17 protein-coding genes are annotated in these 17474 nt (G+C 68.8%); 9 read left to right on the plus strand and 8 right to left on the minus strand.

Going from position 1 to position 17474, the window contains the following annotated elements:
• Nucleotides 1–4 precede the first annotated feature (4 nt).
• Genes ABIC70_RS10945 through ABIC70_RS10960 form a run of 4 tightly spaced genes read right to left on the minus strand, consistent with a single transcriptional unit; the run spans nt 5 to nt 3392 of the window.
• Nucleotides 5–1567: a DUF6513 domain-containing protein gene (locus ABIC70_RS10945; protein WP_053610680.1), complete on the minus strand. Its 1563-nt coding sequence runs from the start codon at nt 1565–1567 to the stop codon at nt 5–7.
• A complete protein-coding gene (locus tag ABIC70_RS10950; RefSeq protein ID WP_354439726.1) occupies nt 1564–2139 on the minus strand; it encodes an amino acid kinase family protein in 576 nt (191 codons plus the stop codon). The genes ABIC70_RS10945 and ABIC70_RS10950 overlap by 4 nt, the downstream gene beginning before the upstream one ends.
• The gene (locus tag ABIC70_RS10955) at nt 2136–2837 is read right to left on the minus strand and encodes a (5-formylfuran-3-yl)methyl phosphate synthase (protein WP_354439727.1); all 702 of its coding nucleotides are present in this window, start codon (nt 2835–2837) and stop codon (nt 2136–2138) included. Before ABIC70_RS10955 ends, ABIC70_RS10950 begins: the two co-directional genes overlap by 4 nt.
• Nucleotides 2838–2864: 27 nt before the next feature.
• On the minus strand, nt 2865–3392 hold the full coding sequence (locus tag ABIC70_RS10960) for a DUF3280 domain-containing protein (protein ID WP_043380837.1): 528 nt from the start codon (nt 3390–3392) through the stop codon (nt 2865–2867).
• A 186-nt stretch (nt 3393–3578) separates the two neighbouring features.
• Between ABIC70_RS10960 and ABIC70_RS10965 the strand changes: the two genes are divergently transcribed.
• The 9 genes from ABIC70_RS10965 (at nt 3579) to ABIC70_RS11005 (ending at nt 12371) form a co-directional block, all read left to right on the plus strand.
• Nucleotides 3579–4850, plus strand: a complete 1272-nt coding sequence (locus ABIC70_RS10965; protein ID WP_354439728.1) for a lanthanide ABC transporter ABC transporter substrate-binding protein PedA1 — start codon at nt 3579–3581, stop codon at nt 4848–4850.
• 121 nt (nt 4851–4971) lie between these two features.
• A complete protein-coding gene (locus ABIC70_RS10970) occupies nt 4972–5955 on the plus strand; it encodes a YVTN family beta-propeller repeat protein (RefSeq protein ID WP_043348205.1) in 984 nt (327 codons plus the stop codon).
• Nucleotides 5956–6022: 67 nt separating this feature from the next.
• Nucleotides 6023–6457, plus strand: coding sequence for a cupredoxin domain-containing protein (locus ABIC70_RS10975; protein ID WP_078947281.1), 435 nt, complete (start codon nt 6023–6025; stop codon nt 6455–6457).
• A complete protein-coding gene (locus ABIC70_RS10980; protein WP_043757860.1) occupies nt 6457–6699 on the plus strand; it encodes a hypothetical protein in 243 nt (80 codons plus the stop codon). Before ABIC70_RS10975 ends, ABIC70_RS10980 begins: the two co-directional genes overlap by 1 nt.
• The gene (locus tag ABIC70_RS10985; protein ID WP_354439730.1) at nt 6696–7445 is read left to right on the plus strand and encodes a lanthanide ABC transporter ATP-binding protein PedB/LutE; all 750 of its coding nucleotides are present in this window, start codon (nt 6696–6698) and stop codon (nt 7443–7445) included. The genes ABIC70_RS10980 and ABIC70_RS10985 overlap by 4 nt, the downstream gene beginning before the upstream one ends.
• On the plus strand, nt 7442–8335 hold the full coding sequence (locus ABIC70_RS10990) for a lanthanide ABC transporter permease protein PedC (protein WP_354439731.1): 894 nt from the start codon (nt 7442–7444) through the stop codon (nt 8333–8335). Before ABIC70_RS10985 ends, ABIC70_RS10990 begins: the two co-directional genes overlap by 4 nt.
• A gap of 13 nt (nt 8336–8348) precedes the next feature.
• Nucleotides 8349–8987 carry a hypothetical protein gene (locus ABIC70_RS10995; RefSeq protein WP_043348195.1) on the plus strand — a complete coding sequence of 213 codons (639 nt, stop codon included), beginning with the start codon at nt 8349–8351 and terminating at the stop codon, nt 8985–8987.
• A gap of 247 nt (nt 8988–9234) precedes the next feature.
• Nucleotides 9235–11805: a TonB-dependent receptor gene (locus ABIC70_RS11000; RefSeq protein WP_354439732.1), complete on the plus strand. Its 2571-nt coding sequence runs from the start codon at nt 9235–9237 to the stop codon at nt 11803–11805.
• A 212-nt stretch (nt 11806–12017) separates the two neighbouring features.
• Nucleotides 12018–12371: a hypothetical protein gene (locus ABIC70_RS11005; protein ID WP_078947280.1), complete on the plus strand. Its 354-nt coding sequence runs from the start codon at nt 12018–12020 to the stop codon at nt 12369–12371.
• Between the two features lie 42 nt (nt 12372–12413).
• Here the strand turns inward: ABIC70_RS11005 and ABIC70_RS11010 are convergent, their stop codons facing one another.
• The 4 genes from ABIC70_RS11010 to ABIC70_RS11025 all read right to left on the minus strand — a co-directional run bounded on the left by ABIC70_RS11010 (nt 12414) and on the right by ABIC70_RS11025 (nt 17353).
• On the minus strand, nt 12414–13931 hold the full coding sequence (locus tag ABIC70_RS11010) for an undecaprenyl-phosphate glucose phosphotransferase (protein ID WP_043348191.1): 1518 nt from the start codon (nt 13929–13931) through the stop codon (nt 12414–12416).
• Nucleotides 13932–14075: 144 nt separating this feature from the next.
• Nucleotides 14076–15275 (minus strand): glycosyltransferase family 4 protein, encoded by a 1200-nt coding sequence (locus ABIC70_RS11015; RefSeq protein ID WP_053610677.1) that lies wholly within the window; start codon nt 15273–15275, stop codon nt 14076–14078.
• A 140-nt stretch (nt 15276–15415) separates the two neighbouring features.
• The gene (gene trhA, locus ABIC70_RS11020) at nt 15416–16099 is read right to left on the minus strand and encodes a PAQR family membrane homeostasis protein TrhA (RefSeq protein ID WP_043345925.1); all 684 of its coding nucleotides are present in this window, start codon (nt 16097–16099) and stop codon (nt 15416–15418) included.
• A 150-nt stretch (nt 16100–16249) separates the two neighbouring features.
• Nucleotides 16250–17353 (minus strand): COX15/CtaA family protein, encoded by a 1104-nt coding sequence (locus tag ABIC70_RS11025; protein WP_053610676.1) that lies wholly within the window; start codon nt 17351–17353, stop codon nt 16250–16252.
• Between the last annotated feature and the right edge of the window lie 121 nt (nt 17354–17474).

Here is a 17474-nt window from a genome sequence, read left to right on the forward strand (position 1 = left end):
GGCCTCACGCCTTGTCGGCGGGGACGAGGCGCCCGCAGACCAGCTTCGTCGGCGGGTCCTGCGGACGCTCGGGCGCGGCCTCGGCCCGCACCTGGGCTTCGGGAATGGTCTCGGGCGGCGTTGCGCCGGCCTCGGGCCCGACCAGCCGCGCATCGCGTGTCCCCGGTGGCGGCGCATCGGGTCCCGAATGCCGGGTATGGCCGGCCTTCTTGAAGGCGGTGGCATCCTCGATGTCGGCGTCGGCGGCGCAGCCCCAGTCGAGCGCCTCGTCCTGGACGTAGCGCTTGCCGAGTCGCCACGCCGTCTCCGCCTTGGCCAGTTCGGCGCCAAGATAGAAGGCGTGGGCGCCGTCGCTGGCCACATCGAGTTCGGGGAAGAAGGCCATCGCGTCGGTGCCGACCCTGTGGATGTCGCGATTGTAGAGGTGGATCCCGTCTTCGGCGGTCACGATCCGGTAATTCGGGTCGCGCACCTCCGCGGCGGCCTGGGCGATCTCGTCGGCCGTCTGCACGAACGGGCGCTTGTCGTGGAGGGCAAGCAGCGCCCGACCGTATCCCTTGGGCAGCGCGGAATCGGCCTTGGCCGCGTACATGATCCGTCGGGCGGCGTCGTGCTCCTCGACGGTGCGGCGGGTGTGGTTGGAGACCTGCACGATCAGCACATTGCCGATCGACAGTTCCGAGCACATGCCGACGAGCAGCGCGGTGACGCCGAGTGAATCGGCCTCGGTCAGCTCGGTGAGATTGCCGGTGCCCATCATCATGTCGATCTCGGGCCAGCGGGCGCGGGTGTCGCGGTAGCGCGCGATCGAATCGACGAAGCCGTGATGGATCGGCTCCAGGATCGGATCGGCGAGGAAGGGGCGTCCCGCCTTCAGCATGCGCTCGATCGCGCGATCCAGGGAGGGCAGGTCGTCCGGCCGCAGGGGCACGAGGATCGGCACCGCGTCGGTCTCGAAGGCGAGATCGAGAGTCTCCTCGTTCAGGCTCAGCAGGAAGTCGGCGCCGGCCCCGGCGCCCCGGACCAGTTCCTCGCGGGAGAAGGAATCGACGCTGACCTTCAGGCCTGCGCCCTTGAGGGCCTGGACGGACTCCTCGAGATGCGGAAACGGAGTGTCGGGCAAGCCGCCGAGATCGATGACGTCCGAGCCGCGCTGGGCGAGATCGAGGCCCTTGGCGACGATCTGCGCGACACTCATCTTCGACGCATCCACGATCTCCGAGAAGATCCGGAGGTCGTGCCGGGACAGATCGACCTTGCGCGCGGTCAGGCCGAGCCAGGCCGGCAGGTCGACCACCTCGTCGGGTCCCCGCTCCACGGGCACACCGAAATGGGCGGCGAGATGCTCCGGGTTGGCCCGGCACCGGCCCGGAAGGATGATCCGGGTGGCGCCCTCGGGGAGGACGATCCGTCGGCGGATGATCTCCTCGGTCATCAGCGCCGCGACCTTCACGCCGGCATCCGCGATGCTCCAGTGCAGATTCTCCGGCAGCCCCGCCGCGACCTTCTCGAGCCGCGCCCGGGCCAGACGGCCGGTGACGAAGACGATGTGCTCGGGGGTGCTCACGCGGCGGTCCTCGTCTCGACCGCAACGCGGCACTGCGGGCCCCAGATCTCGATCGCCCCCTCGAACTTGGCTGCGAAGCCCGGGAAGGCGCCATCCACGATCCCCTCCTGCGCCAGCGCGACGGGATCCCGGCCCTGCGGTACATCGATGGATTTCACCAGGACGCAGCGCTCGGCCCGGATCCGCGTCGCGAGCCAGAGGGCGAGGCTGTCCGAGGTCACGTCCCAGGTTTCCGGAATGTCCGGATGGCCGCCGCGCAGGCCGCGCGGATTCCAAACCCGAATCCGGGCGGGCGCGGTCTCCGCCCAGGGCTCCAGGCTCTGCGCCAGACGCGGCTCGATCCCGCGGAAGATTCCGGCCGCGTCGCTCATGGCATCGAGGGCCCGGCGATGGGCCTCGGCATCGCCGAACCGCTCCCGTGCCTGCGCGGCCCGGACGGCGTCGGCGAAGGCGCCGCCGCCCGGGACCACGATGCAGCGCCCGTGCGCCCCGTCGCCGATCGCCGTCAGCAGGGCGCGGCGGCGATGCGGATCCGCTTCGAGGCTGCCGCCGACCTTGATGACGGTGGTCACGCCGCGTCCTGCCTGCTCGGCCGGAGGGCGCGCAGCGCCTCGGCCACGCGCAGGGGATCGATGCCGTTGCGGCGGTCGAAGTCCCGGCACAGGCCGCCGCGGAAGCCGAGATAATCCGGCCGGTATGCGCACAGAACCGGGATGTCGATCACCCGAAGCGACCCGGCGAGGCCACTCATCAGGCCGTGCACCCGGCAGGCGGCGGTGAAGGCCGAGAGATCCGCGGGAGCGGCGAGATCGGGCAGGCGGGCGCCGGTCTTCCCTGCGGTATCGACCATGGCGCCCGCGAAGCCGGCGGCTGCGAGTGCGGGCACATGCGGGGCCGTCGTGCCGTCCTCGGCGAACAGCACGGCGATCAGCCGCCCCGGTGCCGCCGCGACAAGGTCGACCAGGGCCGACGGATCCCGGAGCAGGGCTGGCGCGAGGCCCACCTTCACCCAGTCGACGCCGGTCTGCGCCAGGGCGGCCACGGATCGGACCGCGGGATCGGCCACCGCACTCGTCGCGGCACCGCCGGACACGCGGGCGACGATCTCCCGCACGATCCCGTCGTCCAGGGCGCCGAGCGCCCCGCGCTCCGGATCCTTGGCATCGATCAGGTCGGCACCCGCAAGGCGAGCGGCCTCGGCCTCAGCCGGATCGCGGACGCTGACGAGGAGCCGGGGCAGAGGATCTTGCTGGGTTGAAGACGTGGGCACGAAACACTCGGACTTGAACGGACCGTCTCAAGACTTCCCGGGCAGCGGCTCGGCGAGCAGGCGGTTCTTCACCACCCAGCGCATCGCGTGCGCCCAGGTATCGTCGGTGTCGGCGCGGATCGTCACCTGGCCGCCGCGCACCGCCTTGCCGGTATCGGCCTCGGCGATCGTGACGCTCAGGTTGAAGATCTGACCGGACCCCTTCTCCACATAACCGGTCACGACGAGGTCCGCACCCAGGCTCTTGGCGATGTCCGCCGCGCAGCCGTTGCATTTGTAGAGCGGCCCCTCCTTGGCGACGACGTCGGCCTTGGATGCGGTATCGACGATCTCCAGCCCGGCCCTGTCACGGAGGGCGTTGCGCAATTCGTCCGTGACGAGGGTGAGTTTTCGCGCATCGACCGGCCGCGTCCGGGTTCCGTAGGAGGCGCCGGGATCGAAGAGTTCGACCGGAAACACGGCCGCCTTCTCGGCTGCGCTGGCCGCGCCGGGCAGGGCGGCCGAGAGCGCCACGAAACTGCAGGCAATCGCGGCGCGGAGAGACGTCAGGCGCATCGGCGGGAGCTTCCTCTCAAGGCGTTCGGCCGCCCGTATCGGCGGCGTCGTTCCCGCCATAGGTCGGGCGAAGGGACAATTTGGCAATGTACTTCCGCGTCCACCTATCCCACGACGGCAACGTGAACGTCGGGACGACACGCCGCGGTTGAGCGGCCAGAGCGGAAGCTGATAGAGGCCGCCCACATGCATCATCCTGCACCCGACACCGTCTTCCGGCCTCCGACGCGCCCGGCTTGGCTGCGCGCGGCCCTCGTCGCGCTGGCCCTGGCTCCGCCGTCGGCATGGGCCGAGGACCAAGCCCCGGCTGCGGCGGCGCAACCGGCCCAGCACGCGGCCCCGCAGGGGATCGAGACCCATATCGGCCTGATCTACCGGCCGCAGCCTGCGCCGTCCTCCTACGATGCCGAGGCGGCGCCCGAGGACGAGGGCCTGGCCGGCGCCAAGATGGGCATCGCCGACAACAACACCACCGGCCGTTTCACCAAGCAGTCCTACGTCCTCGACGAGGTGGCGCTGACGGACGACAAGCCGGACGCCGTGGCGGCCGCCAAGACGCTGATCGGTAACGGCGTCCGCTACCTCGTCCTGGCGCTCCCCGCAGATTCCGTCCTGGCGGTCGCGGACGCGGTCAAGGACACGGGGGCCGTCATCCTCAACGCGGGGGCTGCCGACGACCGTCTGCGCGGCACCGATTGCCGCGCCAACGTGTTCCACATCCTGCCGTCCCGGGCGATGCTGACCGATGCCCTGGCGCAGTACCTGACCGTGATGCGCTGGCGGAAGCTCTTCCTGATCGTCGGCCCGACCGAGGCCGACAAGGCCTACGCCGACGCGATGCGCAATTCGGCGCGGAAATTCGCGCTGAAGATCACCGCCGAGAAGCCCTGGACCTTCGGCCCGCTCGCCAAGGCGCGCGGCGACACGCCGACCCGGGCCGAGGCGATGGTCTTCACCCGGGGCCTCGACTACGACATGGCCGTCGTGGCGGATGAGGAGGGCGACTGGGGCGACTACGTTCCCTACCGCACCGTCGATCCGCGGCCCGTCGGCGGAACGCAGGCGCTGACGCCGACGACGTGGTCGCCGGTCCTAGAGACCTGGGGCGCCGCGCAGGCCCAGAACCGCTTCCGCCGGCTCGCATCGCGGCTGATGCGCCCGCTGGATTACCAAGCCTGGGCGGCGGTGCGGACGGTCGGCGAAGCCGTCACGGCGAAGAAGACCAACGATCCGGCCGTGATCGCCCCGTACCTCGTCGATCCCGCCTTCACCCTTCCGGCCTACAAGGGCGTGCCGCTGAGTTTCCGGCCTTGGGACCATCAGTTGCGCCAAGCGATCATCGTCGTGCAGCCCAAGGCGCTGGTCTCCGTCGCGCCCGAGCAGGGCTTCCTGCACCAGCGCACGCCCCTCGATACGCTGGGCGTCGACCTCCCGGAGACCACCTGCAAATTCAGGTAGGCCCGCGGCCTGCGGCGATGGAGAGCGGCCAAGGCCCTCGCAACGCGCGGGAATCGCACTACAAACCACCGGAGAGAACGTCCGCCGAGGACGCCGGGAAGCCGCAAGGGAAGGAATTGGGATGAGCCGCCCCGTCGAGGCATGTCTGAGTGGGATCGCCCTTGGGGCGTGGTTCGCCCTGTGCGGTCCGGCCGCCGCCTTCACCGCCTACGTCACGAACGAGAAGGGCAACTCGGTCAGCGTCATCGACACCAACACGATGGCGGTGACGGCGACCTGGAAGGTGGGGCGGCGCCCGCGCGGCGTGACCGTCTCCAAGGACGGCAAGGAGGTGTACGTCTGCGCCAGCGACGACGACCGGATCGACGTGCTCGATACCAGTTCCGGCAAGGTGGTGCGCTCGCTGCGCTCCGGGCCGGATCCGGAGCAGTTCATCCTCGATGCCTCCGGCAACCCGCTCTACGTCGCCAACGAGGACGACAGCCAGGTCACGATCATCGACATCGAGAAGAACAAGGTGCTCGCCGAGGTGCCGGTGGGGGTCGAGCCGGAGGGGATGGGCCTGTCGCCGGACGGCAAGGTCCTGGTCAACACCTCCGAAACCACAAACATGGCCCACTTCATCGACACGAAGACCTTCCAGGTCATCGACAACGTGCTGGTCGATGCCCGGCCGCGCTTCGCCGAGTTCACCGCCGACGGCAAGTACCTGTGGGTCTCGGCTGAGGTCGGCGGCACGGTGAGCGTCATCGACGTGGCGCAGCGCCGGGTGATCAAGAAGATCACCTTCAAGATCCCGAGCGTGAACGACGAGGCGATCCAGCCGGTGGGCATCCGGATCACCAAGGACGGCAGCAAGGCCTTCGTCGCCCTGGGACCGGCCAACCGCGTCGCGGTGATCGATGCCAAGACCTACGAGGTCGAGAAGTATCTGCCGGTCGGCCAGCGCGTCTGGCAACTGGCCTTCACGCCGGACCAGAAGATGCTGTTCACCACGAACGGCACCTCGAACGACGTCTCGGTGATCGACGTGGCCGCCGAGAAGGTGGTGAAGAGCATCCCGGTCGGGCTCCTGCCCTGGGGCGTGGCGATCTCGCCGAACTGATCCGCGCGACCTCCGGGCGCCAAGCGAGGACGGCCGCGCGCGAAGCGGCCCTAGGGTGGAACACGACATGACGCGCATGTTTCGAACGGCGGCCCTCGGCCTGGCAGGGCTGCTCGCCGCAGCCCCGGCGAGTGCCCTCGACCTGACCAAGAAGCGGGAGAACCTGCCCGACCTCGTCCTGGGCGACGATCAGGGCAACGACTTCGTGGTCGAGAACAAGGACATCACCCTGGAATCCGGCAAGGCCTACCGGCTGCGGATCGTCGCCAAGGGGCGCCAGGAATACAAGTTCTACGCGCCGGAGTTCTTCCGCTACATCTGGTTCAACCAGATCGTGATCGAGCACAAGGAGATCCACGGCGGCGGACCGCCCGATCACCTGGAGTTCGACGATCCCGGCGAGATCGCCATCGAGTTCGTGGCGATCAAGCCCGGCACCTACACCTGGGCGGCGCGGGGCCTGGAATCCAAGGGCATGACCGGCACGCTGACGGTGAAGTGATGCGCATCCTCCTGCTCTCCGCCTGCCTCCTCGCTGCCGGTCCGGCTTTCGCGGCCGACGATGCCTCCGCCTGTGCCGAAGGCATCACGATGATCCGCGACGCCCTCGCGCTGAACCCGCCGGAAGCGGCCGTGCCGAAGCTCAAGAAGGCCCTGCGGGTCGCCGAGCGGGAGCAGAAGGAGGGCGAGTTCGACGAGTGCCTCGACGCCGTGGCCGACGCCCGCAAGGTCCTGGGCCGATGAGCACATCCGAGGCGGCGGCCCTCCTGATCGAGCATGTCGGCCACCGGTTCGGCGCCCGCGCCGCGCTGGACGACGTCTCGATCACGGTGGAGCGCGGGCACTTCGCCGCGCTGCTGGGGCCGAACGGCGCCGGCAAGACGACGCTGTTCTCGGTCATCACCCGGCTCTACAACAACCAGACGGGGAGGGTCTCGATCTTCGGCCACGCTCTCGATCGCGAGCCGTCCCGGGCGCTGGCGCGGCTCGGCGTCGTGTTCCAGGCCCGCACCCTCGACACCGATCTCACCGTCGAGCAGAACCTTCTCTACCATGCGAGCCTGCACGGCATCACCCGCACCGCCGCCAAGGTCCGGGTCGGCGAACTCCTCGACCGCGTCGGTCTGGCGGACCGGCGCCACGACAAGGTACGCACGCTCTCGGGCGGCCAGTCGCGCCGGATCGAGATCGCCCGCTCGCTGATCCACCGCCCGGACCTGCTGCTCCTCGACGAGCCCACCGTCGGACTCGACCTCGAGTCGCGGGCCGACATCGTGGCGATCGTCCGCGCCCTGGTGCGGGAGGAGGGATTGTCGGTGCTCTGGGCAACCCACATCTTCGAGGAGATCGCGGACGACGACGATGCGGTGGTCCTGCACCGGGGCCGGATCGTCGCCCGGGAACGGGCCGGCGAGATCGGCATGCCCGGCGAGGCGCTCGCCGACGCGTTCCGCCGCCTCGTGGCCGAACCGGGGAGGGCGGCGGCATGACCCATCCGACACCCCTCGCCACACGGATCGGCGCCGCCCCGCCGCGGAGCCAGACGGAACGGATCGGTCGCCTCGACGCGGTGGGCTACCTGCTCTGCCTCGGCGGCATCGTCCGCCGCGAATTGCTGCGCTTCTTCAATCAGAAGGAGCGGTTCTTCTCGGCGCTGGTCCGGCCGCTGGTCTGGCTGTTCATTTTCGCGGCGGGTTTCCGCAACACGCTCGGCGTGTCCATCGAGCCGCCCTACCAGACCTACGTGCTCTACGAAGTCTACGTGGTGCCGGGCCTCGCCGTGATGATCCAGCTGTTCAACGGCATGCAGTCGTCCCTGTCGATGGTCTACGACCGCGAAGTCGGCTCGATGAAGGTTCTGCTGACCTCGCCCTATCCGCGCTGGCTGCTGCTGCTCGCCAAGCTGATCGCCGGCGTCGCCGTCTCGATCGTGCAAGCCTACGCGTTCCTCGCCGTGGCCTATTTCTGGGAAAGCGACATCCCGGTGCTCGGCTACCTCACGGCGCTCCCGGCCTTCCTGGCCACCGGGCTCATGCTCGGGGCGATCGGGCTGTTCCTGTCCTCTCTGGTCCGCCAGCTCGAGAACTTCGCCAGCGTGATGAACTTCGTGATCTTCCCGATGTTCTTCGCTTCCTCGGCCCTCTATCCCCTGTGGCGGATTCGGGAATCCTCGGAGACCCTGTACTGGATCTGTGAGCTGAACCCGTTCAGCCACGCGGTCCAGCTCGTCCGCTACGCCCTCTACGTCCAGTTCGAGCCGGTCGCCTGCGCCGTGGTAGTGGGCGTGGGGCTCGCCTTTTTCGGCATGGCGGTGGTCGCCTACGATCCCGGTCGCGGCATCATGGCCCGGCGCGGCGGCCCGGCCGGCGACAACACCTGATGGAGCCTGCCCGATGAACGTCCTCCTCACCCGCATCCTCGGCCCGGTGCTGGGGCTGGCCTTTCTCTCCGGCCCCGCCCTGGCTCAGCCGAAGCCGGACCCGAATTGGCCCTGCGTCCAGCGCAAGGTCGCCACCCTGAGCGCCGGCCAGTTCTGGACCGGACCGGACGTCGCGGCGGCCGGCGATTGGGGCAGCGACAACGATGCGGCGGTCCTGGCGCAGAAAATCGCCTCCCGGCGCACGGACCTGTCGCAGGTCGGGCCGCTCCTCGACACGTTCGTGGAGAAATTCGGGTCCGACAAGGACGCGAAGGACAAGGCCCTGACGCGCGTCTTCGCGGGCGTGTTCGAGGTGCTGAACGGCGAGCGGGACAAGGTGGTCAGCGGCATCGCGCGCTACGCGCAGGGTCAGCGCCGGATGGCCGAGCGGATCCGCGACGAGGCCGACAAGATCAGCCAGGTGAAGGACGCGCCCAGCGCCTCGGACGCCACCGAGCTTCCCAAGGACCAGTCCGAGCTGGAGACGAAGTTCGCCTGGGATCGCCGGATCTTCCAGGAGCGAAGCCAGTCACTGACCTATGTCTGCGAGGTTCCGCAGCTGCTGGAGCAGCGGCTCGGCGAGCTCGCCCGCCTGATCCAGGCGCGACTGTGACAGCGTTCGGCCTCCTCTTGCCGATTCATCCCGGACATATTGCCGAAACGTCCCTAAGCCTCTGAGATCGTTATCGAAACTGTTGCCGTTTCACCACGTCGTGACGGCTTAGCTTGGCTCCAACCGGAAATAGAGCCGAAACGCGGCTCGCGTGTTCTTGAACCAATTGTGTGCGTCCCCGGCACCCGCCAAGAGAGACCCAAGCTCGGAAGTCACGAGCATGTGTTCGGTCTTGAGGGGGTTGGGGATGTCACTTCGGGCGCTTCGGAGCAGCCTGGTCGCGTCAGCATCGGTCCTGGCGGGGACGATTCTCCCCACCGCCGTGCAGGCTCAGCAATCGGTGACGCTCGGCGAGATCAGCGTCGTCTCGACGTCGCCGGTCGGGTCCGGCGGCGGCAATTCGAGCCAGGCGCAGATCTTCAACGGGCCCGGCCCGGTGCCGCCGGCGGGTTCGGTGGGACCGAGCACCGGAACGCGGCTGCGCGGCTCCGAGCAGCCGCTCTACAAGATCCCCAGCACCGTCGAGTCGGTCACCGCCAGCGATCTCACCATCGATCGCGCCAGCAACAACCTGACCACGACGCTGGCCCGGCGCACCCCTGGCATCAACGTCTCCGACTCGCAGGGCAACAACAACCGCGTCGACATCACCTATCGCGGCTTCACGGCCTCGCCGGTCCAGGGCGTGCCGCAGGGGCTCGCCGTCTACCAGAACGGCGTGCGTATCAACGAAGCCTTCGGCGACATCGTCAATTTCGACCTGATCCCCCCGCAGGCGATCCAGCGGATCGACGTCGTCACCGGCAACCCGGTCTTCGGCCTCAACGCGCTGGGCGGCGCGGTCAACATCCAGATGAAGAACGGCTTCACCTGGCAGGGGACCGAGATCTCGGCCTGGGGCGGCTCGGACGCGCGCACCGCCGGCTACCTCGAATACGGCAAGGTCTCCGGCCCCTGGAGCGTCTACTTCACCGGCGACGGCCTGAACGACCGCGGCTGGCGCTACGAGAGCCCGAGCACGATCGGCCGGATCTACGGCGACATCGGCTACCGCTCCCAGGATTCGGAGTTCCACCTGATCGGGCTCGCCGCCCGCAGCTTCTACGGCGCAGCCGCTGCCACCCCGGTGGACTTCACCCACCGCGACCCGCGGGCGATCTTCACCTACCCGCAGACCACCACCACCGAGGTCGGCACCCTCCAGCTGACCGGCCGGGTGGACATCTCGCCGACCTGGGATCTCGCCGGCAACGCCTATTTCCGCCGCTTCAGCCAGACCTACGTCGACGGCAACGACGGCAACTTCGAGAATTGCAGTACACGGTCGAGCTTCCGCGGGAATCTCTGCTTCGAGGATGACGGCTTCAGCCCGGCTGCCGGCCAGTCGCAGAACGCCTTCCGCAACCAGTTCCTGATCCTGGGCCAGCAGAACCAGCGGATCCCGTTCCGGGCGGGCATCCCGTACGGCACGCTGGACACGACCCGGACGGAAGCCACCGGCTTCGGCGGCTCGCTGCAGGCGGCCAACCGCGACCGGATCTTCGGCCTGTCCAACACGTTCGTGGTCGGCGGCAGCATCGACGCGGCCAACTACTCGTTCAAGTCGTCCAGCACCCTGGGCGTGATCAACCCGAACCTGTCGATCACCACCGATCCGAGCAACCCGTTCTACGGCAACATCCCGGGCCTCGGCACGCCGCAGCTGCGGACCGCGGGCGCGCTGGGCATCGCGCCGAGCTCGGTCAACGGCTCCAACCTCTATATGGGCCTCTACACCCTCGACACGCTCGACGTGACCGACCGGCTGTCGCTGACCGCCGGTGCCCGGCTCAACTTCGCGCGCATCCAGAGCGAGGATCTGACCGGCTTCTCGCCGGACGTGACCGGCACGCACTACTTCAACAAGATCAACCCGGTCGCCGGCCTGACCTACCGGTTCTTCGACGCGCTGAACCTCTACGGCAGCTACTCGGAGTCGAACCGCGCCCCGACCCCGCTGGAACTGGCCTGTGCCAACCCGGACCGGCCGTGCCTGCTGCCGAACTCGCTGGTGGCCGACCCGCCGCTCAAGCAGGTCACCGGGCGGACCTACGAGGTCGGCTTCCGCGGCCAGCTGCCGAACACCTATGACGGCGGCATCATCACCTACAAGATCGGCGCCTTCCGCACCGACCTCGCCAACGACATCCTGTCGCTGGCCACCCCCGGCAACACCGCCCGTGCCTATTTCGTCAACGTGCCGTCGACGCAGCGGCAGGGCATTGAGGTCGGCGGCGAGTACACGGCGGATTACCTGCGGGTCTACGCCAACTACGCGCTGGTGGACGCAACCTTCCAGTTCAACGGCACCCTGTCGTCGCCCAACAACCCGCTGGCGGATGACGGCGCGATCCAGGTCCGCAAGGGCAACATCGTGCCGCTGGTGCCGACCCATCAGATCAAGGCCGGGTTCGACTATTTCGTCACGCCCGACTGGCAGTTCGGCCTCTACCTCCAGGCCTTCTCCTCGTCCTACTTCCGCGGCGACGAGTCGAACCTGAACCGTAAGCTGCCGCCCTACTACGTGCTGAACTTCCAGACGAAGTATCAGGTGACGAAGAACCTCGAGGTCTTCGGCCTGATCACCAACCTGACCAACAACCGCTACGCCACGTTCGGCACCTTTGCCGAGCCGGGCGCGGTGGCCGGCAACCTGCGGATCAGCGATCCGCGGACCACGACCCTGGCGCAGCCGTTCTCGGTCTACGCCGGCATCCGCTACGCCTTCGGTGCCGACCCCGTGCCGATGTCGCCGGAGCCGATCATCCGGAAGTACTGATCCGTCCCAGGTGTCCAGAAGCGGGCGCCTCCCGCGGCCGACCGGCCGCGCGGGGCGCCCGTCGCGTTTCGCGGCCCTGCATGCGGCCTCCTGTCTCGGGAACGGGCCCGTCTGCCCGGCGTCTCCCCGGTAGCCGCGCCGGCGCGTCACAATCCGCTCAGGAACGGGATGTCAGCGCCGGCCGCAATCCGACACCGTGGAGTTTCATCCTGATGATCATGCGTTTCGCCGTTGCAGCCCTGGCCCTGGCGGCCGCCACGCCGGCCCTGGCGACCCCGTGCGCCGACGAGGTCTCTACGCTGCAGAGGCGGCTCGACAGCGCCGGCGCCGTCGCAGTGACGGGCAAGACGCCGCCCGGCGGCCCAACCTCGTCCAACTCGCCCAAGGCGCTCGACACGCCGCCAAAGCTCACCGAGTCGGATGCCGCGGTGAAGCCCACGGCTGCGGGTGTCGAGGAGGCCAAGAAGCTCGTCGCGCAGGCGAGCCAGCAGGACAAGGCCGGGGATGCTCAGGGCTGCCGCGACACGATCATGAAGGCCAAGGAGAAGGCGGGCGCCCTGCCGTAGCGGCACCCGTGGCCGGCACTGCTCGGGTGCCGGCCCCTCCGCTCAGTAGGCGTTCTCGGTTTTGAACAGCGCGAAGGGCGTGGTGAGCAGGATCTGCAGGTCGAGCAGAACCGACCAGTTCTCAATGTAGTAGAGGTCGTGCTCGACGCGCCGCTGCAGCTTCTCGGACGTATCGGTCTCGCCGCGCCAACCGTTGACCTGGGCCCAGCCGGTAATGCCGGGCTTGACCTTGTGGCGGGCGAAGTACCCGTCGACCACCTGATCGTACAGAGTGTTGGCGGCCTTCGCCTGAAGGGCATGCGGGCGTGGGCCGACGAGCGACAGGTCGCCCTTCAGCACGTTGAACAGCTGCGGCAACTCATCGAGCGAGGTCTTGCGGATGAAGCGGCCGACCGGCGTCACGCGCGGATCGCCCCGCGTGACCATCCTGGCGGCGCCGGCGTCGCACTGATCCACGTACATCGAACGGAACTTGTAGACCTCGATCAGCTCATTGTTGAAGCCGTGGCGCTTCTGCCGGAACAGGACCGGCCCGCGGGAGGTCAGGCGCACGGCGAGGGCGATCACCAGCATGAGCGGCGACAGCGCCAGAAGCATCATCAGACCGACGCACCGATCGAACACCGCCTTCACCACCACGTCCCAATCGGCGATCGGCCTGTCGAAGACGTCGAGCACCGGAACCGAGCCCAGATACGAGTAGCTGCGAGGACGCAGGCGCAGCTTGGCGGCGTGGGCCGAGAGCCGGATATCGATCGGCAGAACCCAGAGCTTGGCGAGCATCTGGAGGATGCGCGCCTCCGCGGTGATCGGGATCGTGAAGACGATCAGGTCGAGCCGGGCGTGCCGCGCATAGGCCACGAGGTCGTCGACATTGCCGAGCTTCGGATGCCCCGCCACCACGTCCGACGACCGATCGGCGTTCCGGTCGTCGAACACGCCGACGATGCGGATGCCGCTCTCGCTCTGTGTCTCCAGGGCGGCGATCAGGGCTTCCGCGGGCTGGCCGCCGCCCACGATGGCGGTGCGCCGGTCGAACCGTCCGGCCCGGGTCTGGGCGTCGATGATCCGGAAGAGGACGAAGCGCCCGACCAGCAGCATCGCGAGGCCGGCGCCGAAGAAGGTTCCCAGCCAGAGGCGCGAGTAATGGTCGGCCACCTTGGCCAGCACGAGGCCGGTGGCGACCATCAGAAAGGTCAGCGACCACGCCACGATCAGCCGGATCGCCGTCCTGAAGAAGCTCCGGAAGGCGGCGATCCGATAGCCGCCGGACGCCTGAATCAGCGTCACGGTGGTCACGGCGATCATCCCGATGGCGCCCGCATAGGTCAGACCGAACGGCACGCGACCGCGCAGCATCAGCACGTGCAGGAGCGTGCCGAGGCCGAAGATCAAGGCGCATTCCAGCGCGCGCACCAGCCCGGCCACGACGACGGGAGAGATCGCCGTGGGCCCGGGAACCGCAGCCTCGGCGAGGGGGACGCTGTCACGAGCCGGCGCCGAAGAGGCCTCCATCGGCACGGCGGCGTCGAGAAGATCGCGAATATCGAACGCGCTCATCGATCGGCTCCCCCCGAGCCCTGCAGCCGCCACTTCGAACGGAACTTGGCACGGGGCATTGATTGAAGACTTAAGGGCGAGGCTGTCGCCGCCTTTTCCACTGCGACGCACAAGCCCCGGCGCATCACGTCCCTGCGACCGAGCTCAGGCGGTCCGGGCTCCGGCGATCTCACCGGGGGCAGGCTTGCGGCTTTGCGCGCGGGCCTCGAAGGCCGCGGCGTAGCCGGAGATCACCTCGCTGCCCATGCGCTCCAGCGAGAAGCGCTGCCGGATCGATGCGCTGAGGCTCTGCGTCCGGGCGGCGAGCACATCGGGTGGGGCGTCGAGGACGCGCCGGATGCCGTCTGCGAGCGCGCCCGCATCCCCGGACGAGACCAGATCGGATGCGGCCGGACCGAAGATCTCCGGTATGCCGCCGACTCGGGTGGCGACCAGGGGCTGCGCCGCCGCCGCGGCTTCCAGCACGACGTAGGGCAGCGATTCCGCCAGCGACGGGACGACCAGGATCCGTCCGCGGGCGAGGACGGAGCGAATCGCCTGGGGCGGCTCGAATGCCACCGCGTCGGCGAGACCGAGGCGTGCCACGGTCTCGCGGAGGCTCTGGGCATCCGGGCCCGAGCCGACCATCAGCAGGCGCAGCGCCCGGCCCTCGGCGCGGAGCCGGACCAGGGCTTCGAGCAGATAGGGCAGACCCTTGGCCTCCCGCAGCTCGCCGACATAGAGCAGGTCGAAGGGCTCCGCGACGCGGTCCAGGGGCGCGAACTCGGCCTCGGCGATACCGTTGTGCACGATCCGCGTCACACGCTCGGGACCGCCGACGAAGCGCCGGTGCCGGCCGGCGACGTACTCGCTCTCGAACAGGAACGCGTCGGTGCGGCGGGCCAGCATCGCCTCAGCCCCCATGTAGAGACGGTGGAGCCCAGTGCCCGGACGGTAATTGTAGCTGCCGCCATGCGGGGTGTACGCGCGGATCGCCGGGCCCGCCCCGGCAAGGCGTGCATAGACACCGCCTTTGGCGCCGTGACCGTGAAGCACCTCCGCGCCGACCGCGGCAGCCCGTTGCGCGACGTTCCGGAGGCAGGACCAGTCCGACGGATGCGGATTGCGGCGCATGGGGATGCGGAGGAGGCCGAGATCCAGGATCGGCAGCAGATCCGCCAGGGCTCCCGCGGCGCGCTCGCCGCCGGTGGTGGCGTCGCAGACGATCCCGACCTGATGGCCCGCGTCGGCCTGCAGGCGGGCGAGATCCATCACGTGCCGGAACAGGCCGCCTACGGGCGCCCGGAACACGTGAAGGATCCGGTAACGCTCAGCACGGCCAGGGGCGTTCGACTTCGGGACCACGGTTCAGCTCCCGGAAATATAAGTTCCCAGGTTATGGTCCACCGGCGGTCGCGGGACACTTAAAGCAGGATCGGGGGGCTCGACCTTTCGGTCGGGACGGTAAGCGGAGTTTTACGTGCGGGGCCGCAACCGATCCCGCCCTATGTCAGCGGTGCGCCGTTCAGGCTGGCCCAGATCGTCCCGTAATGGCAGGCCGCCGCGGCCAGGACGAAGCCGTGCCAAATCGCGTTCTGGAAGGGCAGGGTCCGCCAGATGTGGAAGATCACACCGATGGAGTAGAGCGCCCCGCCGATGCCCAACAGCCACAGAGCCGTGGGCTGGAGCGCTGCGATGACGGATTCGTACGCGAGCAGGCCGCTCCAGCCCAGCAGCAGGTAGAGGCCGATCGACAGCCGATCGAACCGGCCCGGCAAGAGGAGCTTCACCGCGATCCCGATCAGCGCCACCACCCAGATGATCGCCAGCAGCGCATAGGCTCGGATCCCCGACCCCACGAGGGCGACCAGCGGCGTGTAGGTGCCGGCGATCATCAGGTAGATCAGGGCGTGATCGGCGCGGCGGAGCAGCCATTTGCGCGGACTCACGGGGTACAGGTTGTAGAGGGCAGAGACGCCGAGCATCAGGACCAGTGCCGCGGCGTAGACGACGACCGCCGCCCGCTCGCCGAGGCCGAGATGTGTGGTGACCGCCGTGGCCACCAGGGCTACCGCGCCGGCGAAACCGAGGAGAACGCCGAGGCCGTGGATCACGCCATCCGCCACGATCTCCCGCGGCGTGTAGTGCCAGGTCAGAGAGAGGGGTCGGCCATCTTCCGCGAGAGACATCTTGAAGCCTCCTGCAACGCTTGCAGCATAAAGCTTGAGAAGTCTAAGTCGTTCCCCGTGCAGATTGCTGATGCGGAGTTATCCCAAGGTTCCACTAAAAGCGGTAAAAGTCTCGTGCAGCGCAGCACGATGGCCGCACCGCACGATAGCCTAGATCCGGCCTCTCGCCAGCCCCTCGAACCCCAGGGGCGGCTCCGCGGCCGCCGGCATCACTACGCCGGATCCCCGGCTGATCCGGGCATGGACTGTCGCCATCGTCAGCACGGCCATGGCCAGCACCTGATGTGCGAGCGCCGCCCAGAGCGGAACGGCGAGGAGCAGCGTCGCGATTCCAAGCGCCATCTGGGCGAGAACGAGGATCACGACACCGTTGGCGCGGCCGGCCGCGTTCGCCGGCCCGGTGAGGCGGGCGTCGATGGCGTGAAGGATCGCCACGACCAGGACCAGATAGGCCGTCACCCGATGGTCGAACTGAACCAGGGCGTGGTTGTCGACGAAGTTCTCGATCCAGGGCCGGATTGCGAACAGGCTGTCCAGCGGCGGCACAAAAGCGCCGTCCATTGTGGGCCAGGTATTGAAGACGAGGCCGGCATGGGAGCCGGCGACAAGCCCTCCGAGGAAGATCTGCACCAGCACCAGGATCGGGAGCACCATCGCGGTCGCCTGCAGGCGTGCCGGGACCGGCGCCAGGACGCCGCGGCGCTCGCCCGCCGCCAGCCAGACGAGGCCGGCCAGGATCAGGCTGGCGGTGGTGAGGTGCAGGGCGAGCTTGAGCGGGGCCACCGCGGTCATGCCGGGCTGGAGGCCCGAAGCGACCATAATCCAGCCGATGGCGCCCTGAAGGCCGCCGAGCACGCCGAGGCCGAGCAGCCCGAATCCGAGACGCCGGCTGATCCGGCCCTGCCACCAGAACACGATCAGCGGCAGGAAGAACACGAGGCCGATGAGCCGGCCGAGGACGCGATGGCCCCATTCCCAGCCATACAGGACCTTGAACGCGGACAACCCCATCCCCTGGTTGAGGATGTTGTATTGCGGCGTGTCCTTGTACTTGGCGAATTCGGCGGCCCAGTCGGCCTCGGTGAGGGGGGGGATCGCCCCGGTGACGGGGCGCCACTCGGTGATCGACAGGCCGGACCCGGTCAGACGCGTCGCGCCGCCGACCGCCACCATGGCGACGACCATGGCCGCGACCACGTAGAGCCAGGTTCGCACCGCCCCCGACCGCCGGTCGCCCGCGCCACTCATGTCCATGCCCGTCCCTTCCGCGGATGCCGGGATGCCCCGGCCGCCGCCTTCGGGTTAGGGGATGTCCGACCGCCCAGCAACGGCGCCGGCGCCGCAGCCCGCGTCAGCGGGCGCGTTGCCAACCGGA

Origin of the sequence: Methylobacterium sp. 1973 (assembly GCF_040545035.1) — a bacterium.
GTDB lineage: Bacteria > Pseudomonadota > Alphaproteobacteria > Rhizobiales > Beijerinckiaceae > Methylobacterium > Methylobacterium fujisawaense.